The 13,122-nt window shown below is 56.4% G+C and carries 17 protein-coding genes; 9 read left to right on the top strand and 8 right to left on the bottom strand.

The window, feature by feature from the left end:
- The first annotated feature begins 50 nt into the window (after window positions 1-50).
- The 7 genes from AACY26_RS09395 (at window position 51) to AACY26_RS09365 (ending at window position 5,802) form a co-directional block, all read left to right on the top strand.
- Window positions 51-536, top strand: a complete 486-nt coding sequence (locus tag AACY26_RS09395) for a Fur family transcriptional regulator (RefSeq protein ID WP_339513298.1) — start codon at window positions 51-53, stop codon at window positions 534-536.
- Window positions 533-1,324: a zinc ABC transporter ATP-binding protein ZnuC gene (gene znuC, locus AACY26_RS09390; protein ID WP_339513296.1), complete on the top strand. Its 792-nt coding sequence runs from the start codon at window positions 533-535 to the stop codon at window positions 1,322-1,324. The genes AACY26_RS09395 and znuC overlap by 4 nt, the downstream gene beginning before the upstream one ends.
- A complete protein-coding gene (gene znuB, locus AACY26_RS09385; protein WP_339513294.1) occupies window positions 1,324-2,112 on the top strand; it encodes a zinc ABC transporter permease subunit ZnuB in 789 nt (262 codons plus the stop codon). Before znuC ends, znuB begins: the two co-directional genes overlap by 1 nt.
- Before the next feature lie 79 nt (window positions 2,113-2,191).
- A complete protein-coding gene (locus AACY26_RS09380) occupies window positions 2,192-3,040 on the top strand; it encodes a hypothetical protein (RefSeq protein WP_339513292.1) in 849 nt (282 codons plus the stop codon).
- A gap of 229 nt (window positions 3,041-3,269) precedes the next feature.
- Complete coding sequence (locus AACY26_RS09375) at window positions 3,270-4,277, top strand: methionine ABC transporter ATP-binding protein (RefSeq protein WP_339513290.1); 1,008 nt, start codon at window positions 3,270-3,272, stop codon at window positions 4,275-4,277.
- Window positions 4,277-4,942 carry a methionine ABC transporter permease gene (locus AACY26_RS09370; RefSeq protein WP_339513288.1) on the top strand — a complete coding sequence of 222 codons (666 nt, stop codon included), beginning with the start codon at window positions 4,277-4,279 and terminating at the stop codon, window positions 4,940-4,942. Before AACY26_RS09375 ends, AACY26_RS09370 begins: the two co-directional genes overlap by 1 nt.
- Window positions 4,943-5,028: 86 nt before the next feature.
- The gene (locus AACY26_RS09365; protein WP_339513286.1) at window positions 5,029-5,802 is read left to right on the top strand and encodes a MetQ/NlpA family ABC transporter substrate-binding protein; all 774 of its coding nucleotides are present in this window, start codon (window positions 5,029-5,031) and stop codon (window positions 5,800-5,802) included.
- An 85-nt stretch (window positions 5,803-5,887) separates the two neighbouring features.
- On the opposite strand, the gene AACY26_RS09360 is transcribed toward AACY26_RS09365, so the two are convergent.
- Window positions 5,888-6,757: a LysR family transcriptional regulator gene (locus AACY26_RS09360; protein WP_339513284.1), complete on the bottom strand. Its 870-nt coding sequence runs from the start codon at window positions 6,755-6,757 to the stop codon at window positions 5,888-5,890.
- Window positions 6,758-6,869: 112 nt separating this feature from the next.
- Here AACY26_RS09360 and AACY26_RS09355 point away from each other — a divergent pair, with 112 nt between their 5' ends.
- Window positions 6,870-7,295, top strand: a complete 426-nt coding sequence (locus AACY26_RS09355; RefSeq protein WP_339513282.1) for a VOC family protein — start codon at window positions 6,870-6,872, stop codon at window positions 7,293-7,295.
- A gap of 53 nt (window positions 7,296-7,348) precedes the next feature.
- Here AACY26_RS09355 and AACY26_RS09350 read toward each other — a convergent pair whose 3' ends face one another.
- Genes AACY26_RS09350 through AACY26_RS09330 form a run of 5 tightly spaced genes read right to left on the bottom strand, consistent with a single transcriptional unit; the run spans window position 7,349 to window position 11,309 of the window.
- Window positions 7,349-7,984 (bottom strand): SCO family protein, encoded by a 636-nt coding sequence (locus tag AACY26_RS09350; protein ID WP_339513280.1) that lies wholly within the window; start codon window positions 7,982-7,984, stop codon window positions 7,349-7,351.
- 11 nt (window positions 7,985-7,995) lie between these two features.
- Window positions 7,996-8,895, bottom strand: coding sequence for a heme o synthase (gene cyoE, locus AACY26_RS09345; protein WP_339513278.1), 900 nt, complete (start codon window positions 8,893-8,895; stop codon window positions 7,996-7,998).
- Window positions 8,896-8,918: 23 nt separating this feature from the next.
- Entirely contained in the window at window positions 8,919-9,977 is a 1,059-nt protein-coding gene (locus tag AACY26_RS09340; RefSeq protein WP_339513276.1) for a COX15/CtaA family protein, read from the bottom strand.
- Between the two features lie 29 nt (window positions 9,978-10,006).
- Complete coding sequence (locus tag AACY26_RS09335; protein WP_339513274.1) at window positions 10,007-10,603, bottom strand: hypothetical protein; 597 nt, start codon at window positions 10,601-10,603, stop codon at window positions 10,007-10,009.
- A complete protein-coding gene (locus tag AACY26_RS09330; protein WP_339513272.1) occupies window positions 10,578-11,309 on the bottom strand; it encodes an SURF1 family protein in 732 nt (243 codons plus the stop codon). Before AACY26_RS09330 ends, AACY26_RS09335 begins: the two co-directional genes overlap by 26 nt.
- A gap of 86 nt (window positions 11,310-11,395) precedes the next feature.
- Between AACY26_RS09330 and AACY26_RS09325 the strand changes: the two genes are divergently transcribed.
- Window positions 11,396-11,599: a twin transmembrane helix small protein gene (locus AACY26_RS09325; RefSeq protein WP_089360040.1), complete on the top strand. Its 204-nt coding sequence runs from the start codon at window positions 11,396-11,398 to the stop codon at window positions 11,597-11,599.
- 45 nt (window positions 11,600-11,644) lie between these two features.
- Here the strand turns inward: AACY26_RS09325 and AACY26_RS09320 are convergent, their stop codons facing one another.
- Together AACY26_RS09320 and AACY26_RS09315 are read right to left on the bottom strand one after the other, a co-directional pair.
- Window positions 11,645-12,532, bottom strand: coding sequence for a cytochrome c oxidase subunit 3 (locus AACY26_RS09320; RefSeq protein WP_339513269.1), 888 nt, complete (start codon window positions 12,530-12,532; stop codon window positions 11,645-11,647).
- 34 nt (window positions 12,533-12,566) lie between these two features.
- Window positions 12,567-13,121 carry a cytochrome c oxidase assembly protein gene (locus AACY26_RS09315; RefSeq protein ID WP_339513267.1) on the bottom strand — a complete coding sequence of 185 codons (555 nt, stop codon included), beginning with the start codon at window positions 13,119-13,121 and terminating at the stop codon, window positions 12,567-12,569.
- Window position 13,122 lies beyond the last annotated feature (1 nt).

Here is a 13,122-nt window from a genome sequence, read left to right as displayed (position 1 = left end):
GGACAAAAGAGGTTATATAATAACGTCTCTTAACCAAAACGTCGCCGCCCATGACTCAGACACCGCTTGCATCCCGCCCACACGATCATTCGCATTGCGTCAGCCATGCCTTGGCTGAAGCCGAACATATCTGCCTGCGCCAAGGCACGCGCCTGACCGCGTTGCGCAAACGGGTGCTGGAATTGGTGTGGCAGAGCCATAAGCCATTGGGCGCCTATGACATCCTCGGTGTACTGAGCGATGAAGATGGTCGCCGCGCCGCGCCGCCTACGGTCTACCGCGCCTTGGATTTCCTGCTGGAAAACGGCTTGGTGCACCGCATTGCTTCACTCAATGCCTTTGTCGGCTGTAACCAGCCAGAGCATGCGCATCAGGGCCAGTTCCTGATCTGCCGCGATTGCCACGTCGCAGTTGAGCTTGAGCACGAGAAAATTAACCAAGCCATTCTCAATAGCGCCAAGAGCATTGGCTTTGCAGTCGAAAGCCAGACCGTCGAAGTGGTTGGATTATGCGCAGCCTGCCGGGAGCCCAAATGACTGATGCGCTGATACGGCTTGAAGATGTCGGCGTTCACTTTTCTGGTCAGGCCGTGCTTGAGAACGTGCAACTTAGCGTCAGACCGGGTGAAATCGTTACCCTGATCGGCCCCAACGGTGCTGGCAAGACAACCCTGGTACGGGCAGTGCTCGGTTTGCTGAAAATCGATACTGGCGATGTCTGGCGCAAGCACAAGCTGCGCATCGGCTATATGCCGCAAAAGCTGCATGTCGACGCCACCTTACCGCTCACCGTGCTGCGCTTTTTGCGCTTGGTACCGGGTGTGGATCGACGCAAGGCGTTGTCAGCCTTGGCTGAAGTTGGCGCCGAGCATGTTATCGACAGCCCTTTGCAAACAGTCTCCGGCGGCGAGATGCAACGGGTATTGCTGGCGCGGGCGCTGTTGCGCGAACCTGAGTTGCTTGTGCTTGATGAGCCGGTCCAGGGTGTTGATGTCGCCGGGCAGGCGGAGTTATATCGGCTGATTACCCGTCTGCGTGACCGTCACCAGTGTGGCGTGCTGATGGTTTCCCATGACTTGCACTTGGTGATGAGTACCACTGACAAAGTGGTGTGCCTCAATCGCCATGTATGTTGTTCCGGGCACCCGGAGCAAGTCAGCGGCGACCCCGCGTTTGTCGAGCTGTTCGGTCAGGATGCGAAAAGCCTCGCGGTCTATCACCACCATCACGACCACGCCCACGACCTGCATGGCGGCGTCATCAGCGAGCAACCTCATGTACATGGCCCGAACTGCGGGCACGCGCCGGGGAGCGCGGAAAAATAATGGCTGATTTTCTGATTAATGCGCTGGTTGCCGGTCTGGCATTGGCGCTGGTTGCCGGCCCGCTGGGTTCGTTCGTGGTTTGGCGTCGCATGGCTTATTTTGGCGATACGCTGTCGCACGCGGCCCTGCTTGGCGTGGCACTGGGCTTGATGCTGGATGTCAGCCCAATGTTCGCCGTTACCGTTGGCTGCGTATTGATTGCGGCGCTCTTGGTGACACTGCAAACCCGGCAGCCGCTGGCCTCCGACACCCTGCTCGGGATTCTCGCGCACAGCACCCTGTCCCTGGGTTTGGTGGTACTGAGCTTCATGCATGACGTGCGTATTGATTTGATGGGCTATCTGTTTGGTGATCTGCTGGCTGTCGGCCCCACTGATCTGGCCTGGATTCTCGGCGGCAGCGCGCTGGTGCTGGTGTTATTGGCGATTCTTTGGCGGCCCTTGCTGGCAATTACCGTGCACGAGGAACTGGCCAAGGTTGAAGGGCTGCCGGTCGCGGCGATTCGTCTGAGCTTGATGCTTTTGATTGCTGTGGTGATTGCGGTGGCGATGAAAATCGTCGGGGTGTTGCTGATTACCTCGTTGCTGATTATTCCAGCCGCAGCCGCCCAGCGTCATGCGCGAACGCCTGAGCAAATGGCGTTCGGTGCGAGCCTGCTGGGTATGGTTGCCGTGTGCTGCGGGCTCAGCCTTTCCTGGTTTCAAGACACGCCCGCCGGGCCTTCGATTGTGGTTTCTGCCGCCAGTTTGTTCTTGCTTAGTTTTGCATTGCCCAAACGTCATGCTTAACACTTGGGCGGCAGATTCGTGGTCTGTCGCCTTGCTGGTGTAAACTTGCGTGTTTTTTGTTCAATTCGAGACTAACAGAATGATGTCTTTAGCGTTGCGTCGCCTGTTTATCGTTGCGACTTTACTGGTGTTGGCGGCCTGCCAGCAGCAAGTGCCTCAAGAGGCAAATCTGCCGACTGATGCTGTGGTCAGCGGCTTCAACCAGATCGACCAAAGCCTGCGCGCCGGTGACTTGGCAGCTGCCGAGCAACAACTCGATGCCTTGAAACTCAGTGCAGCAGGCGATACGCGCCTTGAGGCCTATCAACGGCAACTGGCCGAAGCCTACCTGCACCAAGGCCAGCAAGCCTTGCAAAGTGGCGATCTTGATACCGCCACCACAGCCCTTGGACGTGCCCGCAGCATGATGCCGCAAGCGCCTGCTTTGACCACCGGCCTGGACGGGGCGATTGCCAAAGCCCGTGAGACCGAAATGAATGCCGCCCAAGAACAGCGCGCCGCCGGCGCCAAGGCTGAAGCTGCACGCCTTGAGCAAGCGCAGCTACTGCGCCAAGCGGCTGAAACCCAGGCGGCGGTACTTGGCATCGCGCGTTTGGCCGAACCTCAAGTGGGGGTCAGGACGCCGGGCAAGCCCAAGGCGCAAGTGATCAATCCATCCGAGGCGAACAGCCAGGTATTGCTGCCAATGCTGGATAACCACGACAACGACAGCTTGCGCCGTCTGCTCGATAAAGCGGCGTCAGATGTCGTGCACTTCAATTGCGCCGTGCATATCCAGGTTCGTGAAAGTAAGGATTACCCGTGGGTTGCTGCGTTGCTCAATGCACGCATCAAACGCATTGAGCCGAATTACAAGGCGAGCTTGAGCTATACCATCAAGGCGGATTCGGTGCCGCGCCTGGTGCTCAGCCCGCGACCGAAGTTCTAATCGGTCCGGCAACTACCTGCTGCGGGCCAGGCCAAGTACCCGCGTGAGTTTCTGGCTTGCCCAAGATGTACTGGGCAGCTGGCTACACGGCGCTAAAAACCACGATCGTTATTTCGATTTAGTTATAACCATAGGTCTACAAAGATTTTTGAGACCTATAGAGCAGCGGGTAAACTACGCAACCTTTTTGCGCTTACCCCGCAGTTTGAAGACCCAAAAGGTTTCCCGCGTGATCAATTTTCAACAGGTCCATAAGGCGTATCACGTCAATGGCCAAGCGATAACGGCGCTACAGCCGACCGACTTGAACATCGCCCGTGGCGAAGTATTCGGCATTATCGGCCACTCCGGTGCCGGTAAAAGTACCCTGCTGCGCTTGATCAACCGCCTGGAAGAGCCTTCCGGTGGGCGCATCGACATTGACGGTGAAGAAGTCACCGCGCTGGACGCCAATGGCTTGCGTGGTTTCCGCCAGCAGGTCGGAATGATTTTCCAGCACTTCAACCTGTTGTCATCGAAAACCGTGGCCGACAACGTTGCGCTGCCGCTGAAATTGGCTGGCAAGTTGTCACGCGTCGATCTCGACAAGCGAGTCGCGCAATTGCTCGCCCGTGTTGGCTTGAGCGACCACGCCAAGAAATACCCTGCGCAACTGTCGGGCGGCCAAAAGCAGCGTGTCGGTATTGCCCGGGCATTGGCCACCGAGCCCAAAATCCTGCTCTGCGATGAAGCCACCAGCGCACTAGACCCGCAAACAACCGCGTCGGTCCTGCAATTGCTGGCTGAGATCAACCGCGAGCTGAACCTGACCATTGTGCTGATTACCCATGAAATGGATGTCATCCGCCGGGTATGCGATCGCGTTGCAGTGATGGATGCCGGGATTATTGTCGAGCAAGGCCCGGTGGCGGACGTGTTCCTGCATCCGCAGCACAGCACCACCAAGCGCTTCGTGCAGGAGTCCGAGCATGTCGATGAACAAGAACAGCACGATGACTTTGCCCATGTTGAAGGCCGCATCTTGCGCCTGACCTTCCAGGGCGAAGCTACATATGCGCCTTTGCTGGGCACTGTTGCCCGCCAGACCGGGGTTGATTACAGCATTCTTGCCGGTCGTATCGACCGCATCAAAGACACGCCGTACGGCCAGTTGACCTTGGCCCTGACCGGCGGCGACCTGGAAGCGGCGATTGCCTGCTTTGCCGAGGCCGACGTTCACCTGGAGGTGCTGCGCTAATGGAAAGCCTATTTCCCAACGTCGACTGGGTCGAAATCTGGCAGGCCAGCCTCGACACCCTGAGCATGCTCGGCGGCTCGCTGCTGTTTACCGTATTGCTGGGTTTGCCGCTTGGTGTGCTGCTGTTTCTCACCAGCCCACGGCAGATGTTCGAGCAAAAAGCCTTTTACGGCCTGCTCTCGTTGCTGGTTAACGTACTGCGCTCGGTGCCCTTTGTGATCTTGCTGATTGTGATGATCCCGGTAACCGTGGTGATCACTGGTACTTCACTCGGTGTTGCCGGTGCCATTCCGCCGCTGGTGGTTGGCGCGACGCCGTTCTTCGCCAGGCTGGTCGAGACCGCATTGCGCGAAGTCGATAAAGGCATTATCGAGGCGACCCAGGCGATGGGCGCAACCACTAAACAGATTGTGATCAATGCGCTGCTGCCTGAAGCCCTGCCCGGCATCTTTGCCGCGATCACCGTGACTGCAATTACCCTGGTTTCTTATACCGCAATGTCCGGCCTGATTGGCGGCGGTGGTCTTGGTGACCTTGCTGTGCGTTACGGTTACCAGCGTTATCAGCCCGACGTAATGATGGTCACCGTGGTGCTATTGCTGGTGCTTGTGCAGATTCTGCAAAGCGTTGGCGACAAGCTGGTGGTGCATTTCTCACGTAAATAATTGCAGCAAACTCAAGCGGTTTGCCAAGAACCAACAGAACAGTGCGGTTATCAGCCGCCGCTTAACATCCCACAAGGAGATATATGATGAAAAAGTTGCTCGTTGCTGCTTTCGCAACCGTCGCTGCCTTTGCCGCCCAGGCTGAAACCCTGAGCGTGGCGGCCACTGCTGTACCGCACGCCGAAATCCTCGAATTTGTGAAGCCAGCCCTGGCTAAAGAAGGCGTAGATCTGGATATCAAGGTATTCACTGACTACGTCCAGCCAAACGTGCAGGTTGCTGAAAAGCGTCTGGATGCCAACTTCTTCCAGCACCAGCCTTATCTTGATGAGTTCAACAAAAGCCGTGGCACCAAGTTGGTAAGTGTTGTCGGCGTTCATGTTGAACCCTTTGGTGCTTATTCGACCAAGTACAAGAGCCTCGACGAATTGCCGCAAGGCGCCACCGTGGTTATCCCGAACGATGCAACCAACGGCGGCCGCGCGCTGTTGCTGCTGGAGAAAGCCGGTCTGATCAAGCTCAAGGACTCAAGCAACATCCTGGCGACGCCCAAGGATGTGGTTGAGAACCCGAAGAACATCAAGTTCCGTGCTCTTGAGGCTGCCACTCTGGCCCGTGTTCTGACTCAGGTTGACCTTGCGTTGATCAACACCAACTACGCGTTGGAAGCCAAGCTCAACCCAACCAAAGACGCGCTGGTGATCGAAGACAGCAATTCGCCATACGTGAACAATCTGGTTGCCCGCGAAGACAACAAAGACAGCCCAGCCATGCAGAAACTGGCCAAGGCACTGAACAGCCCAGACGTCAAAGCCTTCATTGTTGAAAAATATAAAGGTGCAATCGTTCCAGCGTTCTAAATGCTTGCTGCAACCAACGCTCGATGAAAAAGCCGCTCTTTAAGAGCGGCTTTTTTGTTGGCGAGATTCACAGGCACAGCGACACTCAAGTGTTGGCGGATGTCTGGAGCAAGCATTCAAGCAAGCAATCGAGCGCAGGCTGGCGCTGGGCGCGACGTAACAAGGCAATCAGTTCGCGGTGAAATGTCAGGGGGCCCAACTCAATCACGCGCAACTGCGTAGGCCGTTGCAGCCACAAGCCTGCACGTGGAATCAGTGATACTCCCATGCCATTCTCAACCATCCGCACTATGGCTTCCAGTTCGTCCAGTTCAAGGGTGTCGCGGGTATCAATCCGTTGCTCACGCAAGAACCTGCTCACCAACCTGCCGCCAAACGAGCGCCGTTCATAGCGAACGAAAGGCTGCTCGGCGAGTATTTTCAGCGGCTCATCGGCTTCGACAGACCAGGGTGTTATCAGTACAAAGGGTTCGCGCACCAAGCTGACTTCGAGCAGTTCTTTGGGCAGCTCGAATGGCGGTTTGATCAGTAATGCCAAATCAATTTCGCCTGCGTCGATCTGGCCAAGCAGGTTCAAGGAAACCCCGGGTATGATCTTGACCTCGACCTGCGCCGCCTGAGCACGAAAGCTCGGCAAGGCATCGGGCAGTAAGCCGGTTTGCACGCTGGCAATAGCCCCGACTTTCAACTCGCCGCGCCATTCCGCCAAGGCTGTTGGCAGCGCCATTTGTGCATAAAGCCCGAGCATTTGCTCCGCCAGTGGCAGCGCATGCCGACCCGCGGCATTAAGCACAGCCGCGCGGCCGCTGCGGTCGAACAAACGCAGGCCCAGCCCCTGTTCAAGTACACGCATTTGCGCGCTCACCGCTGATTGAGTCAGGCCCGCGTGCTGACCTGCCGCCGCGAAGGTGCCGTACTTTGCAACCAGCAAAAAGGTTTTTAGCTCGCGGAGCATGACTGTCTCGATTGATCAATTTAATTTGAGGTTGGGCGCAATAATATTCGCTTTTAATCACTTTTACTGTAGCTAAACTAAGGCGATTGGCTTCTCTCAACAGGACATCCCTATGGCTCTCGCTCCGTTTCACCTGGCTATTCCGGTTTATGACTTAAAGGCTGCCCGGCACTTCTACGGCGAGGTCTTTGGCTGCCCAGAAGGTCGCAGCAGTGATCACTGGGTTGATTTCGACTTCTTTGGCCACCAGCTGGTCATCCACGAAAGCCCGAAGACTGACTCGCAAAGCAACGCGCAGAGTAATCCTGTCGATGGCCATGACGTGCCGGTGCCGCATTTTGGCGTGGTATTGGGCTGGCAGGATTGGGAGCAGCTGGCGCAGCGGTTGCGCGATCGGCAGACCGAATTTGTGATTGAGCCTTATGTGCGCTTCAAGGGCCAGGTGGGTGAACAGGCAACCATGTTCCTGTTTGATCCTTGCGGTAATGCGCTTGAATTCAAGGCCTTCAAGGACCTGTCGCAGATGTTTGCCAAGTAATAAACAGCTGAACGCCCAGGTGCAGACTGCATGCAGTTCGCACCTGGCGGCTTTTAGTCTTTCTGTCTCAGCAGTTCGGGCAGTTGCGCCGCGAGCTTCTGGTTATTCAGCGGTGCACGGATAAAGCCGCGCTGCCTGCCATCCGGGCCAACAATCACCAGATTGCCGCTGTGATCAACGGTGTAATTGGGCTTGCTGGTGTCGGCTGGAATAAACGGGATGCTTACGCCATTGGCCAGTTTTTCGATGGTCTTTTCTTCACCGGTCAAGCCGATAAAACCGGGGTCAAAGTAACCAAGGTATTTCTTCAGCTGCTCCGGCGTATCGCGATGTGGGTCAACGCTGACCAGCACTACGCGCAAGTTATCCACAGCCTCCTTGGGCAGCATTTTTTTCAGTTCGCGCAGTTCTGCCAGTGTTGCCGGGCAAATGTCCGGGCAAAAGGTGTAGCCGAAAAACAGCAGGCTCCATTTGTCTTTGAGCTGTTCGGTCTTGAATGGCTTGCCGTCCTGGTCAATCAAGTCGAGATTCGGCACGTCACGACCTTGAGGCAGTAAGACGATACCCGCATCGAGCAGCTTGGTTGGGTCAGCTTGAGCCTTGCTGTTAAGCACTTTGTTTACAGTGAGCCCCAATACCAGGGCGATGACAGCGACAAGAACAAAAACGGTAGTCTGAGTACGGGTCATGGCACCAAAATCTATAGGTTGAAGAACAAGTAGTGATCCACCAGCAAGGCGATAAACAACAGGAACAGGTACCAGATACTGTACTTGAAGGTGTTGATCGCCGCGTGCGGTTTGCTGTCACGGTACAACACCACCGACCATTGGAGAAAGCGTGCGCCCAGAATGACTGCGCAGACCAGATACAGCAGACCGCTCATGTGGATAGCGTAAGGCAGCAGCGTAACGGCGAACATCATGCAGGTGTAAAGAATGATGTGAATCTTTGTGTAGTGTTCGCCGTGAGTGACCGGCAGCATCGGGATATCGGCTTTGGCGTATTCCTCCTTGCGGTGGATGGCCAGCGCCCAGAAGTGCGGTGGGGTCCAGGCAAAGATAATCAACACCAGCAGTAACGGCTCGGCACTGATATGCCCGGTGACTGCAACCCAGCCAAGCAGCGGTGGTGCTGCGCCAGCCAAACCACCGATGACGATATTTTGCGGCGTCGCACGCTTGAGAAAGCCGGTATAGAGCACCGCATAACCGAGCAGCGAGGCCAGCGTCAGCCAGGCGGCCAGCTCGTTGGTAAATGCCAGCAACAGCAGCATTCCGCTAACGGCCAACACTAATGCAAAGCTCAGCGCCAATAGCGGCGACATGCGTCCGGAGGTGACTGGGCGTTTGTGGGTGCGGGCCATGATCGAGTCGATTCGCCGGTCGACCACATGGTTCACTGCGGCGGCAGCGCCTGCGCATAAACCAATGCCCAGGTTGCCGAAAATCAACACCTGCCAGGTCACGCCCGCGCGCGTCGCGAGAAACATACCGACCAGCGAGGTGATCAGCATCAGCACCACGACACGGGGTTTGGTCAACTCGAGGAAATCTCTCCAGCTAAGGTGTCTAGCGTGTTCGCGTAATAGAGTTGCCATGGGGTGACTCCTTCTACTTATTCTTATGCGTTAGACGGCTGTATGCCGCCTGATTTGCTTAGCGAAGCTTTCTTCAATGATGCGACTCGCTTGCCCGCGGTTGCCGGTGCGCGCACGCGGTAATTAACCTGGACCATGCTCATCAGCAGCACCGCGCCGCCAGCGTTGTGCGCTACCGCGACCAGAAGTGGCAGATGGAAGATGACATTGCTGATGCCCAGGCTAACCTGCATGGCCAGAGCGACTAAAACCCCGCCGGCCAGGCGTCGCAGGCCCGCAGCGCGGAGTTGCCAGGCCAAAAGCAAAAGCATGCAGGTGACGAGCAGGGCGCCGATCCGGTGAGTCATGTGAATAGCGGTGCGCGCATCACTGTCGAGTTGGCCACCAAGGTAGTTCGGGCCGATGTGCTGGCTGAGATGAAAGCCATTGGCGAAATCCATTGCCGGCCACCAATCACCGTGGCAGCGGGGCAAGTCGACGCAGGCAACTGCGGCGTAATTACTGCTGACCCAACCGCCCAGTGCAATCTGGCCGATAACCAATGCCAATGCTGCGCCAGCGAACATCCTCAAGCGAGGCGGGACCGAGGGAATAGCTGGCGCCTTACCCGATAGGCGCAAGGTTAATAAAAACAACAGGCTCAAGGTGGCGAAGCCGCCGAGCAAATGCAGGGTTACCACTTGTGGCCACAGCTTGAGGGTGACCGTCCACATGCCAAACGCCGCTTGCACTATCACCAGCCCAAGCAGCAGTAGCGGCAGTTTCAACGGTTGAGCATGCTGCCCGTGCTGCCTCAAGGCGTGTACCGCCAAACCTAGAATCACCAGGCCGAGGGTGCCGGCAAAGTAGCGGTGAATCATTTCTGCCCAGCCCTTGGCGACTTCGACCGGCGCTGCTGGGAATCGTGACTCTGCCAATCCTTGCGCGTGTTCGCTCATGGGTACGCCGATAAACCCGTAGCAACCGGGCCAGTCCGGGCAGCCCAGACCTGAATGACTAAGGCGCGTGTAGGCGCCAAGCATCACCACAACGGCTGCAAGCAAGGTGGCGAACAATGCAAAGCGATAGCCCGGTTTAGTCATCAAGCACACTCCTAAGTGCAAATCTGCTTTCAGCCAATGCGCGACAGTTTGAGCAAGTGCTGCAGGTCTTTCAGTGTTTCTTTACCGTTGTTGCTGCTGTCATAACGCAGCACCAGATTGCCGTGTGGATCGACAATCCATAGCTGTGCTGCGCCGGCTTTGGCATCGGTCTGGCGCAAGGTTTTCTGATAGGCGGAGAGATCCAGCGAATGCTGAGTGAGTTGTGGGTATTCGCGTTTGAGTTGATTGTCGTAATCGTTGCTAACCGGCTGGCTGGTGGCGAGCGTATGGGTTGCACGCGTGGCCTCGCGGTTAAGGCCAATGTTGATTTGGCGGGCCAGGAACACCAGTTTTTTGCAATCATCCGCGCAAGCGTTTGGCGCAGTTACCAGTAACTGCCAGCGCTTGTCTGCAGCGTCGCTGATACCGAGGCTCTGGAGATTTTCCCCGTTACCCAGTAGCTCGCCGTGGTAATTGCGGCTTTCTGGTACCCAGAAATTGCCGTAATACATGGCCGTTGCCAGCACCATAGGGCCAATCACTATGGCCAGTATCAGGAGCAATTGCAGGCGTCCGGTGACGCGACTTTTCGGTGTGGTATCAGGCATGGTGATGCTTGGGTTCATTGTGCGGCTCCCGTGCGTTGTGCACACCTAGGTAAATGAATAATCCGAGCAGGGTCAGGGCCATCGCAAACCATTGAACGGCGTAGCCAAGATGCTTGTCTGGGCTCATCGAGACCACTGGCCATTGGGTTTCAAACGCAGCTGGGCCGGGTTCGATACGCAACTCAGCAGCCAATCCGGCACGCCCGAGTTGTTGCCACAGGGCCTTGGCGTCGACCTTGGTGATCAGTTTTGGCCAGGCGCTGCTGGCGGCGACATCCTGTAGTTGCAGGCCATCGCCCAAGGACAGATAGACCGATGCATTGAGTTGTTGCTGTGAATCTGGCGTGTTGAATTGGGGGGGGATGCGCCTGTCGGGCCATGGTAGCCAACCGCGATTGAGCAGCACCCATAAGCCGCTGATCTGGTCGTAAAAGGGTTGCAGCACTTCAACGCCTGCATGGCCGTCGCGAATGCGGTTGTCCAGTAACAGGCTGTGGTTGCTGTCGAATGAGCCCTGCAATTTGACCCGCACGTAGGCGGTGTCAGTCAGGCCTTCAAGTTGGTTAAGGCTGATTGGTGCTGCGACTTCCTGAAGTTGATGGGCGGTGAGCATTTGCTGTTTTTGTTCGGCACGATCAAGCTGCCAGAAGCCCAGGGCAACCAGCACGGGCAGCAAGATAAGCACTGCTATGCTGGGAATAGCGCCCGGACGAAAGCCACTCATGACATCTGCCCAAGTAACCTGGCGGAGCTGGCTATACTGCTGGTTGAGCGCATTTATCTCCCCCCGGAGTCTTAAAGGAGTCACGCATGCTCAAAGCCGCGATAATCCTTCTGTTGCTTGCGACCTTGGTCAGCTTGTTCAGTGGCCTGTTCTTTCTGGTTAAAGATGAAGGCCATGGTTCGCGAGTGGTCAACTCGCTGACCGTCCGAGTTAGTTTGACCGCTGCAACCGTAGCGCTTATCGCCTGGGGTTTTTACAGCGGCCAGTTGGTCAGTCATGTCACCTGGTGATTCCCGCATTCATGGGCCTTGCACCACCAAGTGCCCAGCGCTTGGTCAAAGCACGTAGACGAAGATAAACAAGCCCAGCCAGACCACATCCACGAAGTGCCAGTACCAGCTTGCGGCTTCAAATCCGAAGTGTTTCTCCGGGTTGAAATGCCCTTTCATGATTCGCATCAACATCACGAACAGAATCAGTGCGCCCATGGTGACGTGCGCACCGTGGAAGCCTGTGAGCATAAAAAATGTGGCGCCATAGATCCCCGAGCCCAAAGTCAGGCCGAGGTGGTTGTAGGCTTCGTAGTATTCGTAGGCTTGCAAGAACAGGAAGGCCACGCCAAGCACTACGGTCAGTGCCAGCCAGGCTTTTAGCGCGCCGCGCTTGTCTTTTTTCAGGGCATGGTGAGCGAAGGTCACGGTGAAACTGGAGCTGACCAGCAAGATGGTGTTGATCAATGGCAGGTGCCAAGGATCAATCACGCCGCTTGGCGGTGGGAACAGTTTTGGATCGGGGGTGTGCAGCAGCGGCCAGCTGAACTGGAAGTTCGGCCACAGCATATTGGCAACGCCTTTTGCACCTTCACCGCCAAGCCAGGGGCCAGCAAGGTTGCGAACATAGAAGAGTGCGCCGAAGAAGGCGGCAAAGAACATCACCTCGGAGAAGATAAACCAGCTCATGCCCCAGCGGAACGAGCGGTCCATCTGAGGGCTGTAGAGCCCTTGGTGACTTTCCTTGATCACGCTGCCGAACCAGCCAAACAGCATGTAGGCGAGGAACAAGCCGCCAATAAAGAAAATCAGTGGGCCGTGGGAGTCAGGGCGCTCGGCGGACATGTCATTGAACCAGGTGCCAACCCCGAAGACGCTGATCAGCATGCCCAGCGTAGCAATGATCGGCCACTTGCTTTGTGAGGGTACATAATAGGTTTCGTGAGACGCCATCTTTGTTCTCCTTATTAAGGCGAAACTACGCTCATTACTTATGGCTAACCTGCGCGACCGGTGGGATGCGCGCAGTTACATCAAACAAGGTGTACGCCAGCGTCAGGTGATGCACGTCGGCGGGTAGGTCTTTATCAACGATAAATCGCACCGGCATTTCGATTCGCTCGCCGGGTTGGAGTATTTGCTGGCTGAAGCAGAAGCACTCGGTCTTATGGAAATAGGCAGCAGCTTTGGACGGCGCAATACTTGGAATGGCTTGAGCCGTCATTGGTTTATCCGTTGGGTTACTGGCCACAAACACCATCTGGTTGGTGCCGCCGGGGTGCACCACAATGTCATCCGCCATTGGCTTGAACACCCAAGGCATGTCGATGTTGTTGGTCGCCAGAAACTGCACCCGCACTTCACGCGCGGTGTTCGCAGCTTGCGCACCTTCGTAAGCTGCGCCGCTGGTTTTGCCATTGATGCCGAATGCCTGGCACATCACGTCATAGATCGGCACCAAGGCAAAACCGAAGGCGAACATGCCCACCACCACGCCTAAAAGGCGTAACACTAAACGGCGGTTGGGCATTGGGCTGTTCATG

Source organism: Pseudomonas sp. RL_15y_Pfl2_60, assembly GCF_963970595.1.
Classification (GTDB): Bacteria; Pseudomonadota; Gammaproteobacteria; order Pseudomonadales; family Pseudomonadaceae; genus Aquipseudomonas.
This window is presented reverse-complemented; position numbering and strand designations above follow the sequence as displayed.